General features: G+C 62.7%; 29 protein-coding genes and 1 tRNA gene. 20 read left to right on the top strand and 10 right to left on the bottom strand.

Annotated features, from left to right (window positions below; translation table 11 throughout):
- Nucleotides 1-5 precede the first annotated feature (5 nt).
- Genes pspC through D2V07_RS18535 form a run of 4 tightly spaced genes read right to left on the bottom strand, consistent with a single transcriptional unit; the run spans nucleotide 6 to nucleotide 1,670 of the window.
- Complete coding sequence (pspC, locus tag D2V07_RS05490) at nucleotides 6-383, bottom strand: envelope stress response membrane protein PspC (protein ID WP_119585535.1); 378 nt, start codon at nucleotides 381-383, stop codon at nucleotides 6-8.
- Nucleotides 380-667 (bottom strand): envelope stress response membrane protein PspB, encoded by a 288-nt coding sequence (pspB, locus tag D2V07_RS05485; protein WP_119586094.1) that lies wholly within the window; start codon nucleotides 665-667, stop codon nucleotides 380-382. Before pspB ends, pspC begins: the two co-directional genes overlap by 4 nt.
- 20 nt (nucleotides 668-687) lie before the next feature.
- Nucleotides 688-1,521: a phage shock protein PspA gene (pspA, locus tag D2V07_RS05480; RefSeq protein WP_407641582.1), complete on the bottom strand. Its 834-nt coding sequence runs from the start codon at nucleotides 1,519-1,521 to the stop codon at nucleotides 688-690.
- Nucleotides 1,518-1,670 carry a hypothetical protein gene (locus tag D2V07_RS18535; protein WP_158586774.1) on the bottom strand — a complete coding sequence of 51 codons (153 nt, stop codon included), beginning with the start codon at nucleotides 1,668-1,670 and terminating at the stop codon, nucleotides 1,518-1,520. Before D2V07_RS18535 ends, pspA begins: the two co-directional genes overlap by 4 nt.
- Before the next feature lie 152 nt (nucleotides 1,671-1,822).
- Here D2V07_RS18535 and pspF point away from each other — a divergent pair, with 152 nt between their 5' ends.
- The 10 genes from pspF (at nucleotide 1,823) to D2V07_RS05430 (ending at nucleotide 11,289) form a co-directional block, all read left to right on the top strand.
- Nucleotides 1,823-2,854 (top strand): phage shock protein operon transcriptional activator, encoded by a 1,032-nt coding sequence (pspF, locus tag D2V07_RS05475; RefSeq protein WP_119585534.1) that lies wholly within the window; start codon nucleotides 1,823-1,825, stop codon nucleotides 2,852-2,854.
- A 157-nt stretch (nucleotides 2,855-3,011) separates the two neighbouring features.
- On the top strand, nucleotides 3,012-3,425 hold the full coding sequence (locus tag D2V07_RS05470; protein ID WP_147366910.1) for a hypothetical protein: 414 nt from the start codon (nucleotides 3,012-3,014) through the stop codon (nucleotides 3,423-3,425).
- Between the two features lie 172 nt (nucleotides 3,426-3,597).
- Nucleotides 3,598-4,158, top strand: coding sequence for a ribosome maturation protein RimP (gene rimP, locus D2V07_RS05465; protein WP_119586090.1), 561 nt, complete (start codon nucleotides 3,598-3,600; stop codon nucleotides 4,156-4,158).
- A complete protein-coding gene (gene nusA, locus D2V07_RS05460) occupies nucleotides 4,158-5,822 on the top strand; it encodes a transcription termination factor NusA (RefSeq protein WP_119585530.1) in 1,665 nt (554 codons plus the stop codon). Before rimP ends, nusA begins: the two co-directional genes overlap by 1 nt.
- A gap of 64 nt (nucleotides 5,823-5,886) precedes the next feature.
- Entirely contained in the window at nucleotides 5,887-6,492 is a 606-nt protein-coding gene (locus D2V07_RS05455) for a DUF448 domain-containing protein (protein ID WP_407641581.1), read from the top strand.
- 75 nt (nucleotides 6,493-6,567) lie between these two features.
- A complete protein-coding gene (gene infB / locus D2V07_RS05450; RefSeq protein ID WP_119585526.1) occupies nucleotides 6,568-9,135 on the top strand; it encodes a translation initiation factor IF-2 in 2,568 nt (855 codons plus the stop codon).
- Nucleotides 9,136-9,268: 133 nt separating this feature from the next.
- Nucleotides 9,269-9,649 (top strand): PaaI family thioesterase, encoded by a 381-nt coding sequence (locus tag D2V07_RS05445; protein WP_233548261.1) that lies wholly within the window; start codon nucleotides 9,269-9,271, stop codon nucleotides 9,647-9,649.
- The gene (locus tag D2V07_RS05440; protein ID WP_119585522.1) at nucleotides 9,649-10,182 is read left to right on the top strand and encodes a DUF1697 domain-containing protein; all 534 of its coding nucleotides are present in this window, start codon (nucleotides 9,649-9,651) and stop codon (nucleotides 10,180-10,182) included. Before D2V07_RS05445 ends, D2V07_RS05440 begins: the two co-directional genes overlap by 1 nt.
- Nucleotides 10,182-10,577, top strand: coding sequence for a 30S ribosome-binding factor RbfA (gene rbfA, locus D2V07_RS05435; RefSeq protein WP_119585520.1), 396 nt, complete (start codon nucleotides 10,182-10,184; stop codon nucleotides 10,575-10,577). Before D2V07_RS05440 ends, rbfA begins: the two co-directional genes overlap by 1 nt.
- A gap of 130 nt (nucleotides 10,578-10,707) precedes the next feature.
- A complete protein-coding gene (locus D2V07_RS05430; RefSeq protein ID WP_119586088.1) occupies nucleotides 10,708-11,289 on the top strand; it encodes a thymidine kinase in 582 nt (193 codons plus the stop codon).
- A 4-nt stretch (nucleotides 11,290-11,293) separates the two neighbouring features.
- Here D2V07_RS05430 and D2V07_RS05425 read toward each other — a convergent pair whose 3' ends face one another.
- Together D2V07_RS05425 and D2V07_RS05420 are read right to left on the bottom strand one after the other, a co-directional pair.
- A complete protein-coding gene (locus D2V07_RS05425) occupies nucleotides 11,294-11,785 on the bottom strand; it encodes a flavodoxin family protein (protein WP_119585518.1) in 492 nt (163 codons plus the stop codon).
- The gene (locus D2V07_RS05420) at nucleotides 11,782-13,467 is read right to left on the bottom strand and encodes an AbgT family transporter (protein WP_233548260.1); all 1,686 of its coding nucleotides are present in this window, start codon (nucleotides 13,465-13,467) and stop codon (nucleotides 11,782-11,784) included. The genes D2V07_RS05425 and D2V07_RS05420 overlap by 4 nt, the downstream gene beginning before the upstream one ends.
- Between D2V07_RS05420 and D2V07_RS05415 the strand changes: the two genes are divergently transcribed.
- The 6 genes from D2V07_RS05415 to D2V07_RS05390 all read left to right on the top strand — a co-directional run bounded on the left by D2V07_RS05415 (nucleotide 13,466) and on the right by D2V07_RS05390 (nucleotide 19,284).
- Entirely contained in the window at nucleotides 13,466-14,152 is a 687-nt protein-coding gene (locus D2V07_RS05415; protein ID WP_119585516.1) for a site-2 protease family protein, read from the top strand. The genes D2V07_RS05420 and D2V07_RS05415 overlap by 2 nt on opposite strands.
- 56 nt (nucleotides 14,153-14,208) lie before the next feature.
- A complete protein-coding gene (gene truB / locus D2V07_RS05410) occupies nucleotides 14,209-15,177 on the top strand; it encodes a tRNA pseudouridine(55) synthase TruB (protein ID WP_119585514.1) in 969 nt (322 codons plus the stop codon).
- A 26-nt stretch (nucleotides 15,178-15,203) separates the two neighbouring features.
- A complete protein-coding gene (gene rpsO, locus D2V07_RS05405) occupies nucleotides 15,204-15,473 on the top strand; it encodes a 30S ribosomal protein S15 (protein WP_119585512.1) in 270 nt (89 codons plus the stop codon).
- Between the two features lie 207 nt (nucleotides 15,474-15,680).
- Complete coding sequence (pnp, locus tag D2V07_RS05400) at nucleotides 15,681-17,996, top strand: polyribonucleotide nucleotidyltransferase (protein ID WP_119585510.1); 2,316 nt, start codon at nucleotides 15,681-15,683, stop codon at nucleotides 17,994-17,996.
- 150 nt (nucleotides 17,997-18,146) lie between these two features.
- Complete coding sequence (locus D2V07_RS05395) at nucleotides 18,147-18,593, top strand: GlcG/HbpS family heme-binding protein (protein WP_158586773.1); 447 nt, start codon at nucleotides 18,147-18,149, stop codon at nucleotides 18,591-18,593.
- A gap of 4 nt (nucleotides 18,594-18,597) precedes the next feature.
- Entirely contained in the window at nucleotides 18,598-19,284 is a 687-nt protein-coding gene (locus D2V07_RS05390; protein WP_119585506.1) for a spermidine synthase, read from the top strand.
- A gap of 19 nt (nucleotides 19,285-19,303) precedes the next feature.
- Here D2V07_RS05390 and D2V07_RS05385 read toward each other — a convergent pair whose 3' ends face one another.
- The gene (locus tag D2V07_RS05385) at nucleotides 19,304-19,822 is read right to left on the bottom strand and encodes a DUF1993 family protein (protein ID WP_233548259.1); all 519 of its coding nucleotides are present in this window, start codon (nucleotides 19,820-19,822) and stop codon (nucleotides 19,304-19,306) included.
- Between the two features lie 273 nt (nucleotides 19,823-20,095).
- On the opposite strand from D2V07_RS05385, the gene D2V07_RS05380 reads away from it, so the two are divergent.
- Nucleotides 20,096-20,734, top strand: a complete 639-nt coding sequence (locus D2V07_RS05380; RefSeq protein ID WP_407641580.1) for a class I SAM-dependent methyltransferase — start codon at nucleotides 20,096-20,098, stop codon at nucleotides 20,732-20,734.
- A 91-nt stretch (nucleotides 20,735-20,825) separates the two neighbouring features.
- Here D2V07_RS05380 and D2V07_RS05375 read toward each other — a convergent pair whose 3' ends face one another.
- Complete coding sequence (locus D2V07_RS05375; RefSeq protein WP_119585502.1) at nucleotides 20,826-21,512, bottom strand: GcrA family cell cycle regulator; 687 nt, start codon at nucleotides 21,510-21,512, stop codon at nucleotides 20,826-20,828.
- 87 nt (nucleotides 21,513-21,599) lie between these two features.
- Between D2V07_RS05375 and D2V07_RS05370 the strand changes: the two genes are divergently transcribed.
- Complete coding sequence (locus D2V07_RS05370; protein WP_119585500.1) at nucleotides 21,600-22,490, top strand: ABC transporter permease; 891 nt, start codon at nucleotides 21,600-21,602, stop codon at nucleotides 22,488-22,490.
- 4 nt (nucleotides 22,491-22,494) lie between these two features.
- On the opposite strand, the gene hspQ is transcribed toward D2V07_RS05370, so the two are convergent.
- Nucleotides 22,495-22,875 carry a heat shock protein HspQ gene (gene hspQ, locus D2V07_RS05365; RefSeq protein WP_119585498.1) on the bottom strand — a complete coding sequence of 127 codons (381 nt, stop codon included), beginning with the start codon at nucleotides 22,873-22,875 and terminating at the stop codon, nucleotides 22,495-22,497.
- 162 nt (nucleotides 22,876-23,037) lie between these two features.
- On the opposite strand from hspQ, the gene D2V07_RS05360 reads away from it, so the two are divergent.
- A tRNA-Ser gene (locus D2V07_RS05360) sits at nucleotides 23,038-23,127 on the top strand.
- 183 nt (nucleotides 23,128-23,310) lie between these two features.
- On the opposite strand, the gene D2V07_RS05355 is transcribed toward D2V07_RS05360, so the two are convergent.
- A complete protein-coding gene (locus tag D2V07_RS05355) occupies nucleotides 23,311-24,246 on the bottom strand; it encodes a helix-turn-helix domain-containing protein (protein ID WP_325048999.1) in 936 nt (311 codons plus the stop codon).
- Nucleotides 24,247-24,343: 97 nt separating this feature from the next.
- On the opposite strand from D2V07_RS05355, the gene pobA reads away from it, so the two are divergent.
- Complete coding sequence (gene pobA, locus D2V07_RS05350) at nucleotides 24,344-25,522, top strand: 4-hydroxybenzoate 3-monooxygenase (RefSeq protein WP_119585496.1); 1,179 nt, start codon at nucleotides 24,344-24,346, stop codon at nucleotides 25,520-25,522.
- Nucleotides 25,523-25,525: the final 3 nt, after the last annotated feature.

The raw sequence follows: 25,525 nt of genomic DNA, 5'->3' as shown, positions 1-25,525 counted from the left end.
ATATCTCAGCGCAGTCGTTCGATTTCCTGTGACAGGCGCGGGTTGGCGGAGACGTAGTAGGTCTCAACGTCGGCCAGGCGGCGGTCGATGTCCTTCATGCGGGCGCGGATTTCGCGTGCCGTGCGTTTCGGGCTCTGCCGTACGCGCTGCCAGTACTGCGTCTCATCGGGCGCGGTGTAGAGGTGCGCGGGCTTCTTGCTCAGCAGCAGGCCGGCGATGAAGTACATCGGGATGGTCAGGCCGCTGACAGCGAAGGTCAGGAAGACGGCGGCTAGTCGGACCCAGATGGCCTGGATGCCGGTGTAGTCGGCAATCCCTGCGCAGACACCCATGACCTTGCCATTCACCTTGTCGCGATAGAGCGTTGTGCGGGGGCTGTTCATGCGTGGTCTCCCTTCTTCTCTGCGAGCAGTTCCTCCAGCTCGCGCAGCGGTACGTTGTCGATAGCCTTATCATGGCGGATGCGCGCCGGTTCGAAGTCCGGGTTGTCGGACGCGACAAGGCGTTCGACCGTGTCCATCCGTTCATCCAGGCGCTTTGCCAGCTGGTAGAGTTCCTCCAGCAGCGATTCGTCGTCGGTGGTGATGGTGGCTGCGGTCTTCCACTTGGTCACGTAGTGCAAGATCACCCACGGCAACCCGATGAAGATCATTGCCACCACGATCATTGCGAAAAAATCATCCACGGTTATTCCCCTTCATCTTTCTGAGCGCTGCTGCCTTTCCCAAGCGCGCGCTTCATTTCCTCCAGTTCGTCGTCGACCTTGTCACCGCCTTCCAGGGCAGCGAATTCGTCGGCGAGCGACATCTTGTCCTGCGCAATGTTCAGCGCATCGGCGCGGCCCTCTGCGTAGTCGACGCGGCGTTCCAGCTGGTCGAAACGGGCATGCGCCTCGTCCACCCGGTCGCTGGTCATCAGACTGCGCAGCTTCACGCGGTTCTCCGCGCTTTCCAGGCGGGCCGAAATCTGGCTCTGGCGGCTGCGGGCTTCGCGCAGGCGGTTCTGCAGCTTGGCAATGTCCTGCTCGTAGGCGCGCAGCGCGTCGTCCAGCACGGCAATTTCCTGCTTCAGCTGGTCGCAGGTGTCGCCGGCCTTGCGCTTTTCCACCAGGGCAGCCCGGGCCAGGTCCTCGCGATCCTTGGAAAGCGCCAGCTGTGCCTTGTCGGCCCAGTCGGCCTGCAACCGCTCCAGCTTCACGGTGTGGCGGTGCATTTCCTTCTGGTCGGCAATCGTGCGCGCCGCACTGGCGCGGACTTCCACCAGCGTTTCCTCCATTTCGAGGATGATCATGCGGATCATCTTCGCCGGATCGTCGGCCTGGTCGAGAAGCTCGTTGAAATTGGCGGCGATGATGTCACGAGTGCGCGAGAAAATACCCATCAAGGGTCCTCCGATGTTAAGCGAGTTGGCGGTTGGCGTGGGGCTTGTGCGAATCCGCTCTATCTCCTGATCGAGACGAGAGCCAATCCGCGCGGTCCCGCGTACCAGCGGCGCCAGGGGGTTGCGATTGTTGTCGGTCACGCCAGCTCTACCGTCGGCAGACCGACGATCATGGCCTGGCTTTCAGCCATTGGCTGGATTCCGGCAAAGACCGTGAAGGCGATCATCGCAGCAACACTCACGAGGGCCGCCTGGCCCAGTTGGCTGCTGAAAAAGCGGCGATCGAACATTGGTATTTCCTCCTAAACCCTTTCTACCCGATGAATTGCAACGGGCGTGCCAAATTGTGGGAATGGCGGAAATCTGCGCTTTTGCACAAGGTCGAGGACTTGCGCGTTGGTTTATGTTGCCAAGTGTTGGGAATTTGCACTATGTCTTGGCAATGGAGCGCGATAACCAATTCATTGGCCAGTCCGGCGCCTTTCTCGACGCGGTGGAGCGAGCAAGCCGCGCGGCGCCGATGGCGCGTCCCGTACTGGTAATCGGCGAACGCGGCACCGGCAAGGAACTGATTGCCGAACGCCTCCACCGCCTGTCGGACCGGTGGGAAGAGCCGCTGGTCACGATGAACTGCGCGGCGCTTCCTGAGACCCTTATCGAAGCCGAACTCTTCGGCCACGAGCAGGGTGCCTTCACCGGCGCTACCAGAGCGCGCGAGGGGAGGTTCGAGGAAGCCGACGGAGGCACGTTGTTTCTCGACGAACTGGGCACATTGTCGATGGGCGCGCAGGAACGGCTGCTGCGCGCTGTCGAATACGGCGAGGTGACCCGCATCGGTGCCAGCCGCCCCACGCGGGTGGACGTGCGTATCGTGGCGGCTACCAACGATGACTTGCCCCGCCGGGCGGACGAGGGCTCTTTCCGCGCCGATCTGCTCGACCGCCTGAGTTTCGAAGTCATCACGCTGCCGCCGCTGCGCGTGCGTGAGGGGGACATTCCGGTGCTGGCCGACTATTTCGGCAGGCGCATGGCCGCCGAACTGGGGTGGGAGGAATGGCCAGGCTTCGCCGATCACATTGCCGCGGCAATGGAAGAGCATCCCTGGCCAGGCAACGTGCGCGAACTGCGCAACGTGGTGGAACGCGCCATTTACCGCTGGGACAACTGGGACCATCCTATTGGCGAAGTCGTATTCGATCCGTTCGACTCTCCGTGGAAGCCGCTGCCGGTGTCGGGCTCTCATTCGGCCAAGAGTAATAGCGAGGCCTCCGACCGCGCGCCGCAGCAATCCGCCCCGCGATACGACAAGATCGATGACCTGCGCGCTGCAGTGGATGCGCACGAGCGAGCTATTGTGGAGCACGCCCTGGGTGCAAACCGCTGGAACCAGCGCCAGACTGCGAAGGCGCTGGGACTGACATACGACCAGCTTCGCCACTGCACCAAGAAGCACGACCTGATCCAGTCCTCCTGAACCGAAGATCACCTCCGCGCGGCGCTTGCTGACATGATGTTAAGCAGGACTTAGGAACTGTAGCCTAAGGAAAACCACGGAAAGGCGCGATCCTGGCTTTTGCTGCGAGTGCCGAATGCCGGGTCATGCCGACGAACACCGAGCCGAAACGGATCAGATGCCCAAGACTGCCATTTCCATGCCCGATACTCCCGCAAGATCCAGCGTCCGGCGGCCCTTCGCGCGCCAGAGCCGGCGAGCAATCGGCTTCAGCGCGGCGGCGTTCTTCGCATCTGTCGCGGTGGTGGGTGGCTGGGGGATTTCCGGCCTCGAAACCGTGGAAGACGAGTCGGCTCCCACGGCGCAGGTCATTTTCGCAGGCGGCGCTCCGCAGCGGCAGGCAACCGATGATGCAACCGCAAACCAGGAACTGCTCGCCGAAGACGATTACGTGATCGGCGAATATGGCGATCCTGCGAGCGAGCTTTACGCCGACGATGACGACGGCGGCTGGGGAGACAACGCGCTGGAAAAGGCGAAGGGAATCTTCGCATCGTCAGACAGTGGTGGCCGGGGGCGGCGCCGCGACTGATCCACATTGCGGCATTTCTTTTGCCGCAGATTGCTTTGATGTTGCCTTCTGGCGCTGGTGCGCCTACATAGCCGCAATCCCGACATGGTCGTGACTTTGTAGGGCTGGCGCCGAAAGGGGCCGGCGAGAAACTGCTTTGTCCGCGATGTCTGGCTGACTGATGGAGAACCGCTTGGCCGATATTGCGCGCCTTACCGAAGTGATCGAACCCGAAGCCAAGGCGCTTGGTTTCGAACTCGTGCGCGTGAAAATGACGGGCTCCGGCGAGGAACGCGCCTTGCAGATCATGGCCGAAGACCCCGCCACCGGCCAGTTGCTGGTGGAACAGTGCATGCAGCTTTCGCGCCGCGTCTCCGACCGGATTGACGCGATCGAGGAAGCTGGCGAGGAACTGGTGCGCGGCGCCTACAACCTGGAAGTCAGCAGTCCCGGCATCGACCGCCCACTTACCCGCCCCAAGGATTATGCGGAATGGGCAGGGCACGAAGCGAAGATCGCCCTGTCGGAAAAGGTCGACGGGCATCGCAATCTTACCGGCGAACTTGTCGGCATCGAGGGCGATCTCGTGACGATTGCGGATAAGAAGGCCGGGCGCATTGCCGTGCCGATGGATAAAATACATGCAGCCCAGCTGGTCTTCACCGACAAGCTGATGGCAGCAACCCAGCCGCTCGACATGAGCGGTGTCGAAGATATCGAAGAACTCGAACAGGAAGAAGAGGCTCAAGACTGATGGCTAGCCCAATGTCTGCCAACAAGGCTGAACTGCTTGCGATCGCCAACGCCGTCGCGTCGGAAAAGATGATCGACAAGAGCATCGTTATCGAAGCTCTCGAAGAAGCGATTCAGAAAGCCGCGCGTGCGCGTTTCGGCCAGGAAAACGACATCCGCGCCCGGCTCGACCCGCAGACCGGCGACCTGCGCCTGTGGCGCGTGGTCGAGGTGGTCGAGGAAGTCGAAGACTACTTCAAGCAGGTAGATGTCGAGCAGGCCCAGAAGCTGGAGCCGGGTTCCGCCGTGGGCGATTTCATCGTCGATCCGCTGCCTGCCATGGACGACCTGGGTCGCATCGACGCGCAGAGTGCCAAGCAGGTGATCTTCCAGAAGGTCCGCGATGCCGAGCGTGAGCGTCAGTACGAGGAATTCAAGGACCGCGCCGGCGAAGTCATCACTGGCGTCATCAAGTCGGTCGAGTTCGGCCACGTGATCGTCAACCTCGGCCGTGCCGAAGGCGTGATCCGCCGCGACCAGCAGATCCCCCGCGAAGCCGCCCGTGTGGGCGAGCGCGTGCGCGCGCTGATCAGCAAGGTGGAGCGCAATAATCGCGGCCCGCAGATTTTCCTCAGCCGCGCCAACCCCGATTTCATGCGCAAGCTGTTCGCGCAGGAAGTGCCGGAAATCTATGACGGCATCATCGAGATCAAGGCCGCTGCCCGCGATCCGGGCAGCCGCGCGAAGATCGGCGTGATCAGCCACGATTCCAGCATCGATCCTGTCGGCGCCTGCGTCGGCATGAAGGGTAGCCGCGTGCAGGCCGTGGTGCAGGAACTGCAGGGCGAGAAGATCGACATCATTCCCTGGAGCGAGGACACCGCAACGTTCGTGGTGAACGCCCTTCAGCCCGCCACCGTTTCGCGCGTGGTGCTGGACGAAGACGAGAGCCGCATCGAGGTTGTCGTGCCTGACGACCAGCTTTCGCTCGCCATCGGTCGCCGCGGCCAGAACGTGCGTCTTGCCAGCCAGCTGACCGACAGCCAGATCGACATCATGACAGAGGAAGAAGCCTCGGAAAAGCGCAGCAAGGAATTTTCCGCGCGCTCCAAGATGTTCGAGGAAGAACTGGACGTCGACGAAACCCTTTCGCAGCTCCTCGTGGCCGAAGGCTTCGCGGAGCTGGAAGAAGTTGCCTACGTGCAGCTTGAAGAGCTCGCCACCATCGAAGGTTTCGACGAGGAACTAGCCGAGGAACTCCAGAGCCGAGCCCAGGAAGCGCTCGAGCGCCAGGAAGCCGCGCATCGCGAGACGCGCCGCGAACTCGGCGTGGAAGACGACCTTGCCGAACTGCCGCACCTCACCGAAGAAATGCTGGTGGTGCTGGGCAAGGCCGGGATCAAGGATCTCGACGATCTTGCCGATCTCGCCACCGACGAGCTGATTGCCAAGAAGCGCGAAGCCCCGCGTCGCCGCAACAACGATGCCGGCCCGCCGGTGCGTCGTCCGCAGCGTGAGCAGGACAAGGGCGGTGTGCTGGGTGCTTTCGGGCTGAGCGAAGAGCAGGGCAATGAGATCATCATGGCCGCCCGCGCCCACTGGTTCGAGGACGAGGAAGAGGCCGCTCCGGCAGCCGAAACCGCGCCCCAAGCAGAGGAGGCCGCCGATGCGGAATCCTCGCAATGACCCATTAGGTTCGCCTAAAACCGAAGCCCACGCCTCGCCTGAGAAGGGGAGCGAGCGTCGCTGCGTGCTGACGGGACAGACCTCGCCGCGCGACGTTCTCGTGCGCCTGGCTGTGTCTCCTGACGGTGACGTGCTGCCCGATGCCTTGGCAAAGGCGCCAGGGCGCGGGGCGTGGATCGGCGTATCGAAGGCCGAACTTGCCGATGCGATGGCAAGCGGCAGACTGAAGGGCGCCTTGTCGCGGGCCTTCAAGACCGGCGACCTGAACGTGCCCGACGATCTGCCTGCGCGCGTGGAAATCGCACTGAAGAAGGCCGCGCTGGAAAGACTGGGTCTCGAAATGCGCAGCGGACGCCTTATCTTGGGGTCCGACCGCATCGCGAACGAGGCGCGGATGGGGGCGGTGGCCGCCCTTTATCATGCGGCGGACGCGAAAGAGGACGGGTGCCGCAAGCTGGATCAGGCGTGGCGCGTCGGCCTCGATGAGGAAGGGTCCGGGAAGACAGGCGAGCGCCTGCCACTGGACCGCGAGGCCCTGTCTGTGGCATTGGGCCGCGACAATGTCGTCCACCTGGCGCTTGCCGATACCAGATCGGCGCAGCGGTTCGCCATTCCGCTGGGGCGCCTGCAGACCTTTCTGGGGGCCGCCGGGGCGGTGGCCGAAACGTAACCTCGCCGGGTGGCGGACCAAGCTTCCCGGATCGGGAAGCGTGACTGTTTGATTTTGAAGGACTGATACGAGCACATGAGCGAAGAGAACGAAACCCCGAAACGCACCCGCAAGCCGCTTGGACTGAAGCGGGCGGTGGATGCCGGGGAAGTCAAGCAGACCTTCAGCCACGGCCGCACCAACAAGGTGGCGGTCGAGGTGAAGCGTCGCCGCAAGCTCGTGAAGCCGGGTGAGGAACCCGCGCCGATGCCTGCCCCCGCGCCCGAACCGGCCCCCGCTCCTGCCCCCGAGGCAAAGCAGCCCGAGCCGAAGAAGCCTGCGCCCAAGAAGCCGGCCGCCAGCGACGAGACGCCGCAGGAACGCGTCGCTCGCATGCAGCGCGAGGCCGAGGAAGAGCGGCTGAAGATGGCCGAGGAAGCGCGCAAGCGCGAGCAGGAAGAAGCAAAGCAGGCCGCCGAGGAAGAGAAGAAGCGCGCCGAGGAAAAGAAGAAGGCCGAAGCAGAAGCCGCCAAGCAGAGCGAGGCTGACGAAGAAGCTGCCGCCAAGGCAGAGGCCGAGGCACCCGAGGCCGAGGCTCCCGCAGCGACGCCGGAAGCTGATACCCAGGACGAAGCTGTCAAGCAGCCTGCCGCGCGCAAGTTCACGCCTGTGGCACGTCCCGAGCCCAAGCGGCCGGAAAAGAAGAAGGAAGACAAGAAGGCCGCGCGTCCGGAACGTGGCGGAGGCAGCGGTGGCGGTGCCAGCGGTGCGGACAAGCGCCGTTCCGGCAAGCTGACCGTTAACAAGGCGCTGAACGAGGACGAGGGCCGCCGCGCCCGCAGCCTCGCCGCGCTGAAGCGTGCGCGAGAGAAGGAACGCCGCGCCCAGGGCGGTGGCTCCAGCCAGCCGCGTGAAAAGCAGGTGCGCGATGTGATCGTGCCGGAAGCCATCACGGTTGGCGAACTGGCCAAGCGCATGGGCGAGAAGGGTGCCGACCTCGTGAAGGAACTCTTCAACCTCGACATGATGGTGACGGTCAATCAGACCATTGACCAGGATACGGCAGAGTTGCTGGTCGAGCAGTTCGGCCACAACATCCAGAAGGTTTCCGAAAGTGACGTCGACATTTCCGCAGAGGAAGATGTCGATCCCGAAGAAACCCTGCAGCCGCGTCCGCCTGTTGTGGCCGTCATGGGTCACGTTGATCACGGCAAGACCAGCCTGCTGGACGCGCTGCGCAAGACGAATGTCACCCGCGGCGAAGCTGGCGGCATCACGCAGCACATCGGTGCGTATCAGGTCACCACGAAGGACAAGTCGAAGATCACCTTCCTCGACACGCCGGGCCACGCCGCTTTCAGCGAAATGCGCGCGCGCGGTGCGAATGTCACGGATATCGTGGTGCTGGTGGTGGCTGCCGACGACGGCATCATGCCGCAGACGATCGAGGCCATCAATCACGCCAAGGCGGCAGATGTGCCGATTATCGTGGCAATCAACAAGATCGACAAGCCTGAGGCCAATCCGCAGAACATCCGCAACCGTCTGCTCGAGCACGAGGTTATCGTGGAAGAGATGAGCGGCGACGTGCAGGACGTGGAAGTGTCGGCCAAGGAAGGCACGGGCCTCGAGGACCTGATCGAGAAGATCAACCTTCAGGCTGAACTGATGGAACTGAAGGCCCGTCCGGACCGCGATGCCGAGGCTACCGTAGTGGAAGCACAACTCGACAAGGGCCGCGGCCCTGTCGCCACAGTGCTGATCAACCGCGGCACGCTGAAGCGCGGCGATACCTTCGTGGTCGGCACACAGAGCGGCAAGGTCCGTGCACTGATCAACGACCAGGGTAAGCAGGTGAAGGAAGCAGGGCCATCGGTTCCGGTCGAAGTGCTGGGCCTGTCGGGCGTTCCCTCTGCTGGTGACATGCTGACCGTTGTCGAAAACGAACAGCGCGCCCGCGAAGTCGCCCAGTACCGCCAGGAAAAGGCAACCGAGAAGCGCACGGCTCTCGCGCCCACCAGCTTCGATACCATGTTCAACAAGTCGAACGTGACCGAATGGCCGGTGGTGGTGAAGGCCGACGTACAGGGTTCGGTCGAGGCGATCACCTCGGCGCTGCACAACCTCTCGAACGACGACATCAAGGTGCGCGTTCTGCATGCAGGTGTGGGTGCCATCACCGAAACCGACGTGCAGCTTGCTGCCGGTTCGAAGGCACCGATCATCGGTTTCAACGTGCGTCCCAATGCCAAGGCGCGCGAACTGGTGAAGCGCGACGGGGTGCGCATGATGTATCACGACGTGATCTATCACCTGACCGACGAGATCACCGGCGAACTGCTGGGTGTACTCGGCCCGCTCAAGGTGGAAAACGTGGTTGGCCGTGCCGAAGTCAAGCAGGTGTTCCCTGCCGGCAAGCGCGACAAGGCCGCCGGTCTGCTGGTGGAAGAGGGTGTCATCCGCAAGGGTCTGCACGCTCGCCTCACCCGCGAAGACGTCATTGTCTCGGCAACGGTCATTCAGTCGCTGCGGCGCTTCAAGGACGACGTGGACGAAGTCCGCGCTGGCCTCGAATGCGGTGTCGTTCTGGAAGACACCAACGACATCAAGCCGGGAGACCAGCTGGAAGTCTACGAAGTCACCGAGCAAGAGCGCACGCTCTGACAGCTGTCGGTCCCCGGCGAATGCCGGGGGCCGCGCTGTTGCCTGAACGGGATTTCGGACTTTGCTGGAAACACGGGAAGTGACCGCGATGAATAATTTGCCAACCGAACCGCACTGGCCATCCGCGCGCACAATGGGCGCCCGGTTCGTGGGTTACGACGCCGAAACGCACACCGCCGAAATGGCGTTCGACCTGCCGGAAAGCTTCGCCAACATGCGCGGCACGGTGCAGGGCGGGTTGCTGGCAGGGCCATTGGACGAGGCGATGGGAGCAGCCGTGTTCCTGTCGAGCGGCGGTAAATTGCAGCTCTCGCTCGACATCAACCTTTCGCTGCTGCGCCCTGTTCCGCTGGGACGGGTGACGGTAAACGCACGGGCCGTGAAGCCCGGTCGCCGTGTAACCTTCGTGGAAGGTGAATTGTACGATGCCGCCGGCAAACTTTGTGCTCGCGCCACGGCAACGACCATGACTACCGAATGGCCCGAAACCGCGAAGGGCGAGGGCGACGGCTGATGCCACGGCGCGTGGCGCTTCTCGGCTCGATCAATGTCGGCGGCAACCGGGTGAAAATGGCAGACCTGCGCAGCGCATTTGAGAGGGCTGGCTTTACCGATGTCCGCACTATCACAGCCAGCGGGAATGTTCTTTTCGATCACGATGGCTCCTCCGACGCCGGGGCGCGGATCGAAACATTGCTGACTAACGATTTCGGGATCGAAAGCTTCGCTGTTGTCCGCACCTACGAGGAGCTGGCGAGGGCGCTCGATGAAAATCCCTTTGCCGGTAGCGGAGAGGACAAGCTGGTCCACACGATATTCCTGGAAAGCCAGCCCACCACCGATGCATTTGCGCAGTTGGAGGTCGATCACGCGGGCCGTGGCATGGAGAGGCTTGCGCCGGGCACCAAGGCGCTCCACATCGATTACGTCGATGGCGCGGGCAATTCGAAGCTGACCAAGCCTTTTATCGAGCGCCGCCTCGGCTGCCGGGGCACCGCGCGCAATGTAACTTCGATCCGCCGGATCATGGAGACGATGGAACAGTAATGGCTCGCCATTCCAAACCCGAAGACCAATCCGTTCGCCTGCTCAAAGTGGGCGAGCGCGTGCGGCATATCCTTTCCGAATTGCTGGCCCGCGGCGAAGCGCACGACGACGTACTGCGTGCCCATCACATCTCGGTGACGGAAGTGCGCATGTCGCCCGACCTGCGCAACGCCAAGGTCTACGTGAAGCCGTTGTTGGGAGAAGATGAGGACGTGGTGGTGAAGGCCTTGCGTACGAACACGGCCTTTTTCCAGCGCGAAGTGGCCCAGCGCCTTGGCCTGAAATTCGCCCCCAAGCTGCAATTCCGCGCCGACGAAAGCTTCGACGAAGCGAGCCGGATCGAAGCCCTGCTGGACGATCCGAAGGTGCGCCGCGACCTGGGCGACGAGGACTAGGTTCCCCCAGTTTCCGTCTGCCCTGAGCTTGTCGAAGGGCTGTCTTTTCTTTCATATCCGGCGCCCAGGGTGAAAAGCAGTGCTCCGGCTGGCTCAGGACGAGCGGGTCGTGGGACAGGCGCGAGGAACCATGGCCAAGCTCTATTTCTACTACGCCAGCATGAATGCGGGCAAATCGACCACGCTGCTGCAGGCGGATTTCAACTATCGTGAGCGCGGCATGGCAACGATGCTGTGGACCGCCGCGATCGACAATCGGGCCGACAGCGCGATTGCCAGTCGCATTGGTCTTGCCGCCGATGCGCGCCGCTTCACGCCGGGCACGGACCTGTGGCGCGAAGTGACCGCACAGCACCGCGAAAGTCCGGTCGCCTGCGTGCTGGTGGACGAGGCCCAGTTCCTGACTGCCGTGCAGGTGTGGCAGTGCGCGCGGCTGGCTGACGAGGCGAACATCCCGGTCCTTTGCTACGGCCTGCGCACCGACTTTCGCGGCGACCTGTTCCCCGGTTCGGCCGTGCTTCTGGGTATCGCGGATTCGCTGGAGGAGCTGAAAGCGGTCTGCCATTGCGGCCGCAAGGCCACGATGAACGTGCGCGTGTCGGATACCGGAGAGGCGGTGGGCGAGGGCGCGCAGACCGAGATCGGCGGTAACGAGCGCTACACCGCGCTGTGCCGGCGGCATTTTGCCGAAGCGCTGGAGATGTATCGCTAGCGGGTCAAAACACGCCCATTTCGAGACCCGCAGCCAGCGTCGCGCCCAGTTCCCGGGCCTGTCCAAGATATTCCTCGCCGATTTCCTTGTCAGCGAGGATCTCCTCTTTCGTTTGCGCGCCGACGTTGACGATGGGCGTGTCCGCGATCCTCTTTAGCCGCCAGCCCTGGCAGATGCGCTCCAGTTGCTTCTTGGCGTTCTCCCCATCGGAGCCTGCGCAGATAATCGCGGCGTAGGGGCGGCCTTCGACCTTGCCGAGCACTTCGTAATAGGTGCGATCGAAAAAGGCTTTCATCACGCCTGCAATCGCAGCCAGGTTCTCCGGGCAGGCGAACAGGTATCCGTCCGCGCTCAGCAGATCGTCAGCATCCGCATCGTCCGCCGCAAGGAAGCGCACGTCCACATCGCCCGCGTCCTGCGCAGCATCGCGCGCGGCCTCCGCCAGCTGGCGGCTGCCGCCCGTACGCGAGTACCAGATGATCGCCAGCGTCGTCATTCGCCTGCTGTAGCAGCGGCAGGCACGTCGATGAACACCTGTGCGCCCGGTCCCAGCGGCAGGTCGAAAATGACCCAACCTGCCGTCAGCAGCATTCCGGTTGCGAGGATTCCGGCGGCGTAGGGCACCATGGCTGCGGTCAGGCTGCCGAGGCCAAAGGTCTTGCTCCAGCGCTGGCAGAACACCAGCACCAGCGGGAAATAGGGCATCAGCGGGGTAATGATGTTGGTGGCGCTGTCACCCACGCGGTAGGCCGCCGTGGTCATTTCCGGCGAAAGGCCAAGCAGCATCAGCATCGGCACCATCACCGGCCCAAGCACGGCCCACTTGGCACTGGCAGAGCCGATCAGCAGGTTCAGCGCCGCGCCGAAGGTCAGTACGCCCAGCAGCATGGCCCAGCTTGGCAGACCGCTGGCGCGCAGGGCATCGGCGCCGTCGACGGCCAGCACCAGGCCCATGTTGCTCCACGCGAACATCGCCACGAAGTGCGCGGCGGCAAAGGCGAGGACCATGTAATAGCCCATGTCCTTCATCGCGCCCGCCATCATTTCGACAAGGTCGGACTGGCTCGTGATGGTGCCTGCCGTGCGGCCATAGGCCCAGCCAGGCAGCAGGAAGACTAGCAGGAAGAACGGCAACAGGCTGCGGTAGAACGGCGTCAGGCGACCTTCGGGCGGAGCATCGGGGTCGATCAGCGGAGCATTCGGCATGAGGACGAGCACGGCCCACAGCGCCACCAGTGCCAGTACGACCAGTCCGGCATTTCGCAGGCCCTTGCGCTGTTCCGGCGTGGTCTGGGTGGTTTCTCCGTCGCCAGCAGCCGCTGTCCCGTCGATGGCATAACCCGACAGGCGCGGTTCGATCATTCGGTCGGTCACGTACCAGATGACCGGCAAGTAGAGGACTGTCATGGCAGCGATGAAGTACCAGTTGCCCGCGATGTTCGCGGTCCAGCCGGTGAAGACGGTGTTCACGCTGGCCTCCGTAATGCCCAGCAGCAGCGCATCGAGCTGGCCCGGCAGCAGGTTGGCCGAGAAACCGCCGGATACGGCAGCGAAGCTGGCAGCAATGCCCACCAGAGGGTGACGCCCGGCGGCGTGGTATATGATCCCTGCCAGCGGGATCATCACGACGAAGGCGGCGTCGGCGGCATGGTTGCCCATCATGGAAACCAGCGCCACGGCGGGAGTAAGCCAGAAGGTGGAGACTTTCGCCATGCTGGCGCGCATGGCGGTGGCGAACAGGCCGGACCGTTCGGCCACGCCCGCGCCCAGCATTACGGTGAGGACGTAGCCCAACGGCGGGAAGTGGGTGAACGTCTCCGGCATCTGGGTGAGCAGGCGACGCAGGTTCTGCGCCGACAGCAGGCTTTCCACCGCGATGATGCGGTAGGTTCCGGTTTCCGGGTCGATCTCGACCGGGTGCGGAGCGGACCATCCCGCCCATGCGGCCACGACGGAGATCGCCACCAGCGCAAGGATGAACCAGGCGAACAGGAACACCGGGTCGGGAAGGCGATTGCCCGTTCTCTCGACCCAGCCGAGAAAACCTGTCTGTGCCGGTGGTACCGCTGTTTCCGCCATCGAAGTCCCCCAGGTGAGCGCGGCCAGACTGTCATGCAGCGAATACGCGGTCCAGTCCTCTTTAACGGCCTTGAGCCTCTCCCCATCTATGGCGAGCATGACCGAAACCCTGATCCTTGCCGCAATCCTGATCCCGTGCCTGGTGATCGCCATCGTGTTTCACGAGGTGGCGCACGGATGGACTGCGCTGATGCTGGGCGATCCAACGGCAAAGGAGCAGCGGCGCCTTTCGCTGAACCCGATCCGCCATGTCGATCCGGTCGGCACCCTGCTGGTGCCGGGCGGCCTCGCGCTGGCGGGCCTGCCGGTGTTCGGCTGGGCCAAGCCCGTACCTGTCATCAAGCAGCGGCTCAACAATCCGCGGTTCGGCATGATGGCCGTGGCCGCAGCCGGTCCGGGTACCAATTTCGTGCTGGCACTGGTGGGCGCGGTCCTGCTGGGCCTTGCCGTCAGCGCTGACGCGGCGCCTGCCAATGGCGACTATGGCCTGTGGGCCACCGCGCTTGTCTATTTCATATCCATCAACTTGTTCCTGGCGCTGTTCAACCTGCTGCCGATCCCGCCGTTCGACGGTTCGCACATCGTCGAGGGCTTGCTGCCGCCATCCGCCGCGCGCATCTATGACAAGCTGCGGCCATTCGGCATGATCCTGCTGTTCGCGCTGTTGCTGGTGGTGCCTTACGTGTTTCCGCAGGCGAATATCATCGAGAGGTTCGTGGTGCCGCCGGTGCAATGGGCGATGGGCTATTATTTCGCCGTCGCAGACTGGATCGCGGCGCTGTAGCCACCGCTGGCCGTGCCGCGCTGGACGGGGGCAGGGCGCAGGGCTAGGGCCGCTTCATGACGAATGGCTGGATCATCCTCGATAAGCCGCGCGGGCTCGGCTCCACACAGGCCGTAGGCGCGGTTAAGCGCAACCTGCGCGAGGCGGGCTTCGGCAAGGTGAAGGTCGGCCACGGCGGGACTCTCGATCCGGAGGCGGAGGGAGTGCTTCCCATCGCGCTGGGCGAAGCGACCAAGCTTTCGGGCCGGATGCTGGATAGCGACAAGACCTACGAATTCACCATCCAGTTCGGCGAGGAGACCGACACTCTGGATGCGGAGGGTGAGGTGATCGACCGCACCGACCGGCGCCCACCGCGCGCGGCCATCGCCGCCATCTGCGAGCATTTCACCGGCGAGATCGATCAGGTGCCGCCCAAGTATTCCGCACTCAAGGTGGACGGCAAGCGCGCCTATGACCTTGCTCGCAAGGGCGAGGATGTGGAACTGGAGACGCGGCGGGTAACGATCCATTCGCTGGAAGTGCTGGGCGGCGGCACGCCAGACGACCGTGTGGGGTCTGCTTTTGCAACGACACTTGGCCGCCCCGATCCCTACGATCCGCAAGCGCCCCTGGAACTGGCAGAGACTGCCACTTTGGCTGCTACTGTCAGCAAGGGCACGTATATCCGCAGTCTTGCACGGGATATCGCCCACGCCCTTGGCACGCTGGGCCACGTTACCTATCTACGTCGTACCAAGGCCGGCCCTTTCAGCGAGGATCAGGCGATTTCGCTGGACAAGCTGAACGAAATCGGTAAGGGCGCGCCACTTCAAGACCACCTCCTGCCACTGGAGGCGGGGCTGGACGGTATCCCGGCCCTCGCTCTCGATCCGGATAGTGCGCAGGCGGCCCGACAAGGCCGGGTCGTATCCGGATTGCCCCAACCCGATGGGCTCTACTTTGCCAAGCTGGAGGATACTCCGGTGGCTCTGGTGGAACTCGAAGGGGGCGCGATGAAGGTCGTGCGGGGTTTCAACGTTTAAGGATACTGCGAAAGGTTACAAAACGCATGACGATTACCGCAGAACGCAAACAGGAAGTTATCGAAGAGAACGCCCAGAACAAGGGCGACACCGGCTCTCCGGAAGTACAGGTAGCCATCCTGACCGAGCGTATCCGCAACCTGACCGAGCACTTCAAGGATCACCACAAGGACAACCATTCCCGTCGTGGCCTGCTGAAGATGGTCAACAAGCGTCGCAGCCTCCTGGCCTATCTCAAGAAGATCGACCTCGATCGCTACAACGCGCTGATCCAGAAGCTGGGTCTCCGCAAGTAAGAGTTTCCCGGAGGGGCGGCCTGCAAAAGCCGCCCCTTCGTCTATCTGCCAACCGTCACATTCGGCTGGCATGTTGAAAGGGCATCCTTCGCAATTCGGTGAAGGGGCCATGAGGCCAAGAGAGGCCTCGCACCGGACCGGGCCGGATCACCCGGAACAAGTAGGCCCCGCGATGCAATGTGGCACGCGGGTTCAGAAGGAAAATCAATGTTCGACACGAAAACTGTATCGCTGGAGTGGGGCGGAAAGACCCTCACTCTGGAAACCGGTCGTATTGCCCGTCAGGCCGACGGCGCCGTGCTGGCCACCTATGGCGAAACCGTGGTGCTTTGCGCCGTGACCGCCGCCAAGAGCGTGAAGGAAGGGCAGGACTTCTTCCCCCTTACCGTTCACTATCAGGAAAAATTCTCCGCCGCGGGCCGTATCCCCGGTGGCTTCTTCAAGCGCGAAGGCCGCGCCACGGAGAAGGAAACGCTGACCTCCCGTCTGATCGACCGGCCCTGCCGCCCGCTCTTCCCGGAAGGTTTCTACAACGAGATCAACGTGATCTGCCAGGTCCTGTCGTATGATGGCGAGACCGAACCCGATATCGTCGCGATGATCGCCGCCTCTGCCGCGCTGACCATTTCCGGCGTGCCCTTCATGGGCCCGATCGGTGCCGCGCGTGTCGGCTTCCGCAATGGCGAATACGAACTGAACCCCTCGCTGCAGACTGCGCTCGATGACGAAGGTCGCCTCGACCTGGTCGTCGCCGCCACGCAGGACGCGGTGATGATGGTGGAATCCGAAGCCAAGGAACTGACCGAGGAAGAAATGCTCGGCGCCGTCATGTTCGCGCACGAGGAAAGCCGCAAGGTCATCGGCGCGATCATCGACCTGGCTGAGAAGGCCGCCAAGGATCCGTGGGAACTGCAGCCGGTGGAAGACAAGTCCGCCACGCTGGAAGAGCTGCGCGGCATCATCGGTGCCGACCTCGAAGCTGCCTACAAGATCACCGACAAGTCCGCCCGTCAGGACGCCGTGAATGCCGCCCGTGCGAAGGCGCGCGAGCATTACGAAGGCCTGGATCACGACGATCCGTCCGAATACCTGGGCAAGCTGAAGCTAGTGAAGAAGCTGGAAAGCGATATCGTGCGCGGCTCCATCCTGAAGGATGGCACTCGCATCGATGGCCGCAAGGTGGACGAAGTTCGCCCGATCGAAGCCATCGTGGGCCTGCTGCCCCGTACGCACGGCTCCGCGCTGTTCACCCGCGGTGAAACGCAGGCGATCTGCACCACCACGCTGGGCACCAAGGATGCAGAGCAGATGATCGACGGGCTCGAAGGTCTGTCGTACAATCACTTCATGCTGCACTACAACTTCCCGCCCTACTCGGTCGGCGAAGTGGGTCGCTTCGGCTTCACCAGCCGCCGCGAGACGGGCCACGGCAAGCTGGCCTGGCGTGCGCTGCACCCGGTTCTGCCGAAGCATGAGGATTTCCCCTACACAATCCGCATCCTGTCCGACATTACCGAGTCCAACGGCTCGTCCTCGATGGCGACCGTCTGCGGTGGCTGCCTGTCGATGATGGACGCCGGTGTTCCGATCGAACGCCCGGTTTCCGGCATCGCCATGGGCCTGATCCTGGAAGGCGACAACTTCGCCGTCCTGTCCGACATTCTGGGTGACGAAGATCACCTTGGTGACATGGACTTCAAGGTTGCCGGTTCGGAGAAGGGCATCACTTCGCTCCAGATGGATATCAAGGTTGCCGGCATCACGCAGGAAATCATGACCAAGGCGCTCGAGCAGGCCAAGGCCGGCCGTGCGCACATTCTGGGCAAGATGACCGAAGCGCTTTCGGGCGCCCGTGGTGAGGTTTCCAAGCACGCACCGCGTATCGAGACCATGCAGATCGACAAGTCGAAGATCCGTGACGTTATCGGCACGGGCGGCAAGGTTATCCGCGAGATCGTGGCCGAAACCGGTGCCAAGGTCGATATCGACGACGAAGGCGTGATCAAGATCTCGTCCTCCAATGCTGACGAGATCGCCGCTGCACGCAAGTGGATCGAAGGCATCACCGAGGAAGCCGAAGTGGGCAAGATCTACGAAGGCAAGGTGGTCAACATCGTGGACTTCGGTGCTTTCGTGAACTTCATGGGCGGCAAGGACGGTCTCGTCCACGTGTCCGAAATGAAGAACGAGCGTGTCGAGAAGCCGACGGACGTCGTGTCCGAAGGGCAGGAAGTGAAGGTCAAGGTTCTCGAAATCGACAACCGCGGCAAGGTTCGCCTGTCGATGCGCGTCGTCGACCAGGAAACCGGTGAAGAGCTGGAAGACACCCGCCCGCCGCGCGAACCGCGCGGTGACAAGCCCCGTGGCGATCGTGGCGGCGACCGTCGCGGCCCGCGCGGTGGTGGTCGTGACGGCGGTGGCCGTGGCGGTCGCGGCGGTGACCGTGGTGGCCGCGGCAAGGGCAGCGACAATGATGGCGGGGGCGATCCCGACCACATGCCTGCTTTTCTGAAGGACGACTAAGTCCTGCCAGGCTTCTGAAAAACGAGAAGGGCCGCGATGTTCGCGGCCCTTTTCTTTTGCTTGCCACCAGTTTTGTGCGGCAACATGGTAAAGCCATGTGGGATGGCCGCAGGGGAAGAAAAGACAATGCACTTGAAATCAGCATCAGCGATGAGCCTTTTGATGGCGGCCCTTGCCATGTCGCCTGCCTCGGCGCAGTCGCAACGCGCGGTGCTCGATTACGAGACGGCAGCAATCATTCGCGACACCTGCCTGAACTGGGCGAACGAGCGCGATCTGGACGTCTCCATCGCTGTGTTCAACGATGCAGGCGTATTGGTTACTTCCGCGCACATGGACGGGACGGCCACGGCCATTGCCGAGGTTGCACAGTGGAAAGGGCGTTCCGCTGCGACCTATCGCGTTCCGAGCGCGGTAACGGCGAACTGGGGCGGTCCCGGGCCGGGCATGGCGAACTGGGGCGGCGGGGTACCTTTCACGACCGCCGATGGTATGCCGCTAGGAGCGATCGGTGTTTCCGGGGCCGAAACGGAAGATGATATCGCCTGCGGACTGGCGGGTATCGCCGCCGCCGGCCTGGTCTCGAGGGAGAACTAGGCCCGTGCTACCCCGTAATGAACTGGCCACCGCGCAAATTCCCGGCGGAGACATGCTGACCCTGATCAGCCATGGCCGTGATTTCATCATCATGCTGGGCCGCGACGAGCTGATGGGCACGCGCATGCAGTTCAGCGAGGAACAGCTTGCCCGCCTTACGCTGGAGCGGCTCGACAAACCCGCGCCGCGCGTACTGATCGGCGGCTACGGCATGGGCTTCACTTATCGCGCCGCGCTGACAGCCCTGCCGGACGGCGGCGGCGAGGTCGTGGTGGCCGAAGTGGTCGAGGATATCCTGGACTGGGCAAAAGGGCCGCTGGCCGAACTGACCGGCGACAGCCTGGATGATCCGCGAGGGGAAGTCGTGATCGCCGATGTGGCGGCCCTGGTGGACGATGCCGTTGATGGCACCACGGCCCCCTACGATGCGATCCTGTTGGACGTGGACAACGGCCCCGACGGCATCGTGCGTGAGGGCAACGAACGGCTCTACACCCGCACCGGCATCGCCCGGTTGCGCGACGCGCTGACCGTGGGCGGGCTTCTGGCGGTATGGTCCGCCGCGCCCGATCACAAGTTCACCCGTCGCCTGATGGATTCGGGAATGGATGTGGATGTGCAGACCGTCCGCGCGCGTCCCAACAACAAGGGCCCGCACCACACCATCTGGTTCGCACGCCGGGTGCGCTAATGCTATTGGCGATGCGGCGCTATTCGACCGCCGCGCGAACCTGGCCGAGGTAGTCCACCTTGCCGATGTCCAGGCCCAGTTGCCGCAGGATGGCGTAGGCCGTGGTGGCGTGGAAGAAGAAGTTCGGCTGTGAAAAGCTGAGCAGGAACTGCTCTGCGGTGAAGGGGATGTCGACGCCGCGCGCCTTCATCACGAAACGCACGGGCTGGCCGACGAAGCTTTCGAGTTCTCCGATGGAAAGCGCCCGCAACTTGTTTTCCGCCGCGCCCAGGTTCAGCCGCATCTGCTCCAGCTCGGTGGTGGGTTCGCTCGTGTCGGGGGTCATTTCGCCCTTGCGCACCGCCTCTATCGCGCCGAGCGAGTGACCGATCATCCAGTTCACCTGGCGCGGGAACGGCGCCATGCCTTCGCGCAGGCACGCGCTGGCGATGGTTTCTTCGGAAATGTCGCTGTCCTTCGCCTTCACGATCAACCCCTGTACGGCGCCAAGCATCTGGATCATGGTCGGTACGGTGGCATCGTAAAGCGATATCGGCATGTCATTCCCCTGCGACAGCGCCTGGATGGCGTGTCGTCCACCGTCCTTGCTGCCATCACGGCGCGGACTGCGCAAGCGCCCCACCGTAAGCCCTGGCCGCATTGACCAGAAGCTGTGCCCCATTCCGGAACCGCGACAGCTCCTCAAGTGTAGGAAAAACTGTGCCAGTTTTCGCGCGGGCTGGTCGTTTCACTTGGTTTTATCGCCCATGCTTGGCATGGGGATGCGCGCAAGCATCTAACCATGGGCTGAAAACGAAAGGGCGCGAGCCACGTGAATGGAAATGAGCAGGCAATATCGACCGGCAGCGCAAGGCGAGGGCCGATCAGCCGCTTCCTGAGCCCCTTCGCGGTTTTCTTTCGCGGTTTCCTGGAGCATCCGGGCATGGTCGGTTCGATCATCCCGTCATCGCGCGTCACGATAGACGCCATGCTTGACCGGGTGGACTGGAAGAACTGCAAGCTGTTCGTGGAGTACGGCCCGGGCGTGGGTACGTTCTGTCCCCACATCCTCGACCGACTGCCGCCAGGCGGACAGCTGCTGGTGATCGACACCAACCCGCGCTTCATCGAATACCTGCGTGAGACGATAGACGACAACCGCTTCCACGCGGTGCTCGGTTCGGCGTCGGACGTGGAGAAATACGTTTCGCAGCTGGGCCATGACAATGCCGACTACGTGCTGTCCGGCCTGCCGTTCTCGTCCCTGCCGGAAGATGTCGCGACGTCTATCGTGGAAGCCACCCAGCGCGTGATCCGACCCGGCGGCGCATTCCTCACTTACCAGTTCCGCCCTACGGCGAAGGAGCTGACCGAGGAACACTTCGACCGCGTGGATACAGGCTACGTCTGGCGCAACGTGCCCCCATGCCTGCTGGTATGGGGCTGGAAGACTGGCGAGGCAGCGGAGTAGGTCTGCCGAATACGCCGCGCCGAGGCATCAAAAGAAAGACCCGCCATCCGGTCTGGACAGCGGGCCTTCCCTAAAAACCGGGTAAGTACCTTTAGCGAACGCGAGGTCCGCCGAATGGCAGCGGGGGCGGGGGACGGCGCGCGCCCCGGGGCAGCTGTGCTTGGTAGGCCCGGCCGCAGTGTTCCACACAATAGGGGAACCCCGGGTTCACCTTTACGCCGCAGAAGTGGAAGTCCGGCTCGCCCGGATGGCCCATCGGCCAGCGGCAAACCCGGTCGTTCAGATCGAGCAGGCTGGTCTTGTCGGAGATGGAGGGATCGGGCTTTGCCGGCACCAGTCGGCGCGGCGGAGCGGGGGGAATGGGGGGCTGCTGGTCACCCGGACCCTGCCGCAGGAAGCCGCCAGGACCGTAGGAAACGATCTTGGGCAGATTCTCGCGCTTGTCCGGCATGGGCTGGCTGGCATTGGCGGCGGATGCCGATGCCTCAGGCTGCGGCTCTTCTGCCTTCGGTGCTTCAGGCTCTTTCATCTTCTTGGGGGCCGGAGCCTTGGGCTTTGGTTTTGGCACGGCGGGCTTCGCCGCGGCCTCCTTTTTGGCGGCGGCCTTCTTGTCGTTCGCCTTCACCGGGCTGGGACGCGCCTTCAGACCGAGGCGGTGCGCCTTGCCGATCACCGCGTTACGGGACACGCCGCCCAGTTCGGTGGCGATCTCGCTTGCGGTAGCGCCGCCCTCCCACATCTTGGTGAGGGTGGCGATGCGTTCTTCGGTCCAACTCATGAGTAAATCGTATTCCGTTCGTCATGGCCCCGGTTGGGGCGACTTGTTTTCTTGCCAGCCCGGCCCTCGGGAGATAGTCGCGCTCCCATGGCCGATCAAGCACCCGCTACAGACTCCGCAGAGGGCGAATTCATAGCCACCGGCAGCAATGCCGGTCGCAAGTTCCCGCCAAAGGGAGAGCCGCAGATCACCGGGATCAACCGGATCGGGCTGTGGAGCCTCTATATTAAGGAATGTCGCAGGTTTCTCAAGGTGCAGACGCAGACTGTGTGGGCACCGGCTGTCACCACGCTGCTGTTCCTGGTGATCTTTACCGTCGCGCTGGGGCGGGGCGGGCGCGAGATCATGGGCGTGAACTTCGGCACCTTCGTGGCGCCGGGCCTGATCATGATGGGCATGATGCAGAACGCCTTTGCCAATTCCAGCTTCAGCCTGCTGTCGGGCAAGTTGCAGGGGACCATCATCGACCTGCTGATGCCCCCGCTGTCGGAGGCCGAACTGATGATCGGCATCGTGATGGCAGCAATTACGCGCGCGGTGCTGGTGGGCGGCGCGGTGGGGCTGGCCATGGTGCTGTATCCCGATGTGAACATGCACGTGGCGCATTCCTGGGCGGTTGTATGGTTCGGCCTGATGGGCGCTACGATGCTCTCGATCTTCGGCCTGCTGGCCAGCATCTGGGCGGAAAAGTTCGATCACAACGCTGCGATCACCAACTTCATCGTCGCGCCGCTCAGCCTGCTGTCGGGCACGTTCTACGTGATCTCCAACCTTTCGCCGTTCTTCCAGGCCGTCAGCAAGGCAAACCCATTCTTCTACATGATTTCGGGCTTCCGCTACGGCTTCCTGGGTCAGAGCGACATCGGCAACGACAATGCGCACGTGGTGGGCGCCGCGATCGGCGTCGGGGTGCTCAACCTGGTGCTGGGCTTCATCACCTACCGCGTGTTGAAAAGCGGCTGGAAGATAAAATCCTGACTGCCTAGTGCGTCAGGCTGCGGCGCAGGCGATAGCGCCCGGCGCTGAACTGTTCGAACAGCTGGTCCACCTGCGGGTGGTCGATCGGTTCGCCGTCGGTATCGGCCAGCAGGTTCTGCTGGCTGACGTAGGCGACGTAGGAGCTCTCTTCGTTCTCCGCCAGAAGGTGATAGAACGGCTGGTCCCGATCGGGCCGCTGCCCCTCGGGAATCTGCTCGTACCACTCTTCGGAGTTGGCATAGACCGGATCGATATCGAATATGACACCGCGAAAATCGAAATTGCGGTGTTTCACGATGTCGCCGATGGCAAAGCGCGCGCGCGAGCGGCGCGGCGCGTCGATGCGACGACCCGCCTGTGAAGAATAGAATACCGAGCGTTCCATGCGGCGAATATATGCCTGAACTACCGGCGAACAAGCATGCGGAGCACCTCGTCCCCCGTTTTTGCGAGAATTCGCGCGGAAGGGACTTGGCAAGACACCGTCTCTCCGCTAACCGGCGCCCTTCCCAATCGACTGCGGGTTTATCATAGACACCTGTCTAGCGGAGAGGTGCCGGAGTGGTCGAACGGGGCAGTCTCGAAAACTGTTGAGCCCTTACGGGTTCCGAGGGTTCGAATCCCTCCCTCTCCGCCACTCACATCCGAAAATCGCAGCTTTTCAGATGTCTCCACATTTTAGGGGTTTCATCGGCTTCGCTAACGCCAGAGACAAAATGCCATAGAATAACAGTGCCGTCACCCTATCCTGGTTCCAGAAAGGCCATGTATTCCGATCATGGGATAGTGCCGTCGGGAGTCCGGGAGCACACTGAGGACATCATGCATGACGCCTACTTTGGCGGAACCCGGACGGCGCGCACCCCTCCTGACGTGAAAAGAAACGCGAGAAATACGCCGGATCGGTGAAGCCGAGAGAATAGGCGATCTCTGCAATGGACATGTGAGAGTAGAGAAGCAGACGCTTGGCTTCCAGAAGGGCTCGATCATCGAGAATCTGGCTCGGTGACCGACCGGCGATCTTCTGACACGCGCTCCGCAGCACGCTCTGGCTGGTGGCGAGCGCGGTGGCATGAACGGTAATCGGTTCCCGCTTCCGAAAGCGGTCTTCAACCCGCCCCCGGTAACGCGCAACGAGGGCAGCTGAAGGGGATGCGGCGATACCGACGTGCTTGCCGCGGTCGGCTTCCGCCAATCTCGCGCAGAGAATGGCAAATCGCAGGACACTCGCCTCGACCGCGGCGCGATGTCCCGTCGCGGACCAACCCAGTTCCTTAATTAGATCAGTCGCCCAGCTTGCCGCTTCGCGATGCGCCGGGGCATCGAGCGCAAGAAGGTGACTCTGGCCAAAAAGCAGTGCCAGGTCCGCATGGTCCCGGACGAGATGTTCGTAGAAGGCGACCGAAACTGTCAGCACCCAACCGGCGGAATCCTCGCTCCAGTCGAACCCGTGCACCGCTGTCGCCGGTATCGTAATGAGGGCAGGTGCGGGAACGTGGTTATGAACGCCTTCGATTACGACATCACCCCCTCCGCTCTGCAGCAGGAAGATCTGGTGCAGATCGGTATGTGAATGCGGGCGAATTGTCCATTCGCTAGGCCGCGACCTATCATCCAGTCGTTCGAGGTGGACGAAGGTTTGGTCCACCGCGCGCGGCGGCTCTCCGTACAGATAGAAGTAGGGTACTGCGGAACCAGGCATGAACTTGCGATAGGCGATTGCGACGAATTGTCCAAGAATTGTCGCGAAGTGCACATGGCACTCATGCATTCTACGAGGCATTTGCAGGAAAGCTTGTCACGAGCGGCCTGTGTCCAAAGAGGCATGGTCAGGAAGAGGTTTAATGTCTGCAATGCGCACTCAGGTTGCGATCATCGGCGCTGGCCCGGCAGGGATGTTCCTGGCCCATCTGCTGGCACGCGATGGTATCGACGCCATAGTTCTGGAACGCCACGACCGGGAGTATGTCGAGGGCAGGGTGAGGGCCGGCGTGCTTGAACAGGTCACGGTGGACTTGCTGCATGGGCTAGGCCTCGCGGACCGGCTCGATGAACAAGGGCTTGTCCATGGCGGCACCAACTTGAGCCTGGATGGCGAATTGTTCCATATCGACATGGAAGGGCTTACGGACGGCAGGACTGTGACGGTGTATGGCCAGCAGGAGGTCATGCACGATCTGTTCGAGGCGGCGGACGAGCGCGGTGTGCGGATCGTCTGGAACGCCCGGGAAGTGACTATCGAGGGGGCGGACGGGACGGCCCCGACGGTGAGATGGCGGGAGCAGACAGGCGACCAGTACGAGGTGCGGTGCGATTTCGTCGTCGGTTGTGACGGTCAGCACGGCGTCAGCCGCAAATCCATTCCTGCTTCTGTGCAGCGCGAATTCGAACGAATTTATCCGTTCGGCTGGCTCGGAATCCTTGCCGAGGTACCGCCGGTGGAAGACGAACTGATCTATGCCAATCACGAACGCGGCTTCGCTCTCGCTTCCATGCGCTCGCCGACGCGCAGCAGGTATTACATTCAGTGCGATATCGATGAGAAGCTGGAGGACTGGAGCGACGAGCGTTTCTGGGACGAACTTTGCCTTCGGCTCGGTCCCGAAGTCGGCGCGCGAGTGGTACGCGGTCCGAGCTTCGAAAAATCCATTGCACCCTTGCGGTCCTTCGTCGCCGAGCCGATGCGGTGGAACCGGCTATTCCTCGCCGGTGATGCTGCACACATCGTGCCGCCGACAGGCGCGAAGGGGATGAACCTGGCGGTAAGTGACGTGGCGATCCTCGCCGAAGCATTCGTTGAACATTACACCGAGAATTCTGATGCCGGGATCGACAACTACTCGTCACGCGCGCTCGCCCGTGTCTGGAAGGCTGTGCGCTTTTCCTGGTGGTTCACTTCGATCACGCACAGGTACCCGGATATGGACGGGTTCGACAGGCGCATGCAGATGGCGGAACTGGAATACATTCGCGGGTCCTTGCCAGCGCAGAGAACGCTGGCTGAAAACTATGTCGGCCTGCCGCTGGAGTAGGAT

Source organism: Aurantiacibacter zhengii (assembly GCF_003584125.1).
Lineage (GTDB): Bacteria > Pseudomonadota > Alphaproteobacteria > Sphingomonadales > Sphingomonadaceae > Alteraurantiacibacter > Alteraurantiacibacter zhengii.
This window is presented reverse-complemented; position numbering and strand designations above follow the sequence as displayed.

Coding starts and splice junctions, on each gene's coding strand:
- D2V07_RS05420 (WP_233548260.1), bottom strand. CDS start 13,467: ATGCTCGCCATAGATGGGGAGAGGCTCAAGGCCGTTAAAGAGGACTGG.
- D2V07_RS05370 (WP_119585500.1), top strand. CDS start 21,600: ATGGCCGATCAAGCACCCGCTACAGACTCCGCAGAGGGCGAATTCATA.
- D2V07_RS05395 (WP_158586773.1), top strand. CDS start 18,147: ATGAGCCTTTTGATGGCGGCCCTTGCCATGTCGCCTGCCTCGGCGCAG.
- D2V07_RS05470 (WP_147366910.1), top strand. CDS start 3,012: ATGCCCAAGACTGCCATTTCCATGCCCGATACTCCCGCAAGATCCAGC.
- pobA (WP_119585496.1), top strand. CDS start 24,344: ATGCGCACTCAGGTTGCGATCATCGGCGCTGGCCCGGCAGGGATGTTC.
- pspF (WP_119585534.1), top strand. CDS start 1,823: ATGGAGCGCGATAACCAATTCATTGGCCAGTCCGGCGCCTTTCTCGAC.
- pnp (WP_119585510.1), top strand. CDS start 15,681: ATGTTCGACACGAAAACTGTATCGCTGGAGTGGGGCGGAAAGACCCTC.
- pspC (WP_119585535.1), bottom strand. CDS start 383: ATGAACAGCCCCCGCACAACGCTCTATCGCGACAAGGTGAATGGCAAG.
- D2V07_RS05375 (WP_119585502.1), bottom strand. CDS start 21,512: ATGAGTTGGACCGAAGAACGCATCGCCACCCTCACCAAGATGTGGGAG.
- D2V07_RS05440 (WP_119585522.1), top strand. CDS start 9,649: ATGCCACGGCGCGTGGCGCTTCTCGGCTCGATCAATGTCGGCGGCAAC.
- hspQ (WP_119585498.1), bottom strand. CDS start 22,875: ATGGAACGCTCGGTATTCTATTCTTCACAGGCGGGTCGTCGCATCGAC.
- D2V07_RS05430 (WP_119586088.1), top strand. CDS start 10,708: ATGGCCAAGCTCTATTTCTACTACGCCAGCATGAATGCGGGCAAATCG.
- nusA (WP_119585530.1), top strand. CDS start 4,158: ATGGCTAGCCCAATGTCTGCCAACAAGGCTGAACTGCTTGCGATCGCC.
- D2V07_RS05385 (WP_233548259.1), bottom strand. CDS start 19,822: ATGCCGATATCGCTTTACGATGCCACCGTACCGACCATGATCCAGATG.
- pspB (WP_119586094.1), bottom strand. CDS start 667: ATGATCGTGGTGGCAATGATCTTCATCGGGTTGCCGTGGGTGATCTTG.
- D2V07_RS18535 (WP_158586774.1), bottom strand. CDS start 1,670: ATGTTCGATCGCCGCTTTTTCAGCAGCCAACTGGGCCAGGCGGCCCTC.
- D2V07_RS05425 (WP_119585518.1), bottom strand. CDS start 11,785: ATGACGACGCTGGCGATCATCTGGTACTCGCGTACGGGCGGCAGCCGC.
- D2V07_RS05415 (WP_119585516.1), top strand. CDS start 13,466: ATGACCGAAACCCTGATCCTTGCCGCAATCCTGATCCCGTGCCTGGTG.
- truB (WP_119585514.1), top strand. CDS start 14,209: ATGACGAATGGCTGGATCATCCTCGATAAGCCGCGCGGGCTCGGCTCC.
- rpsO (WP_119585512.1), top strand. CDS start 15,204: ATGACGATTACCGCAGAACGCAAACAGGAAGTTATCGAAGAGAACGCC.
- D2V07_RS05445 (WP_233548261.1), top strand. CDS start 9,269: ATGGGCGCCCGGTTCGTGGGTTACGACGCCGAAACGCACACCGCCGAA.
- rbfA (WP_119585520.1), top strand. CDS start 10,182: ATGGCTCGCCATTCCAAACCCGAAGACCAATCCGTTCGCCTGCTCAAA.
- infB (WP_119585526.1), top strand. CDS start 6,568: ATGAGCGAAGAGAACGAAACCCCGAAACGCACCCGCAAGCCGCTTGGA.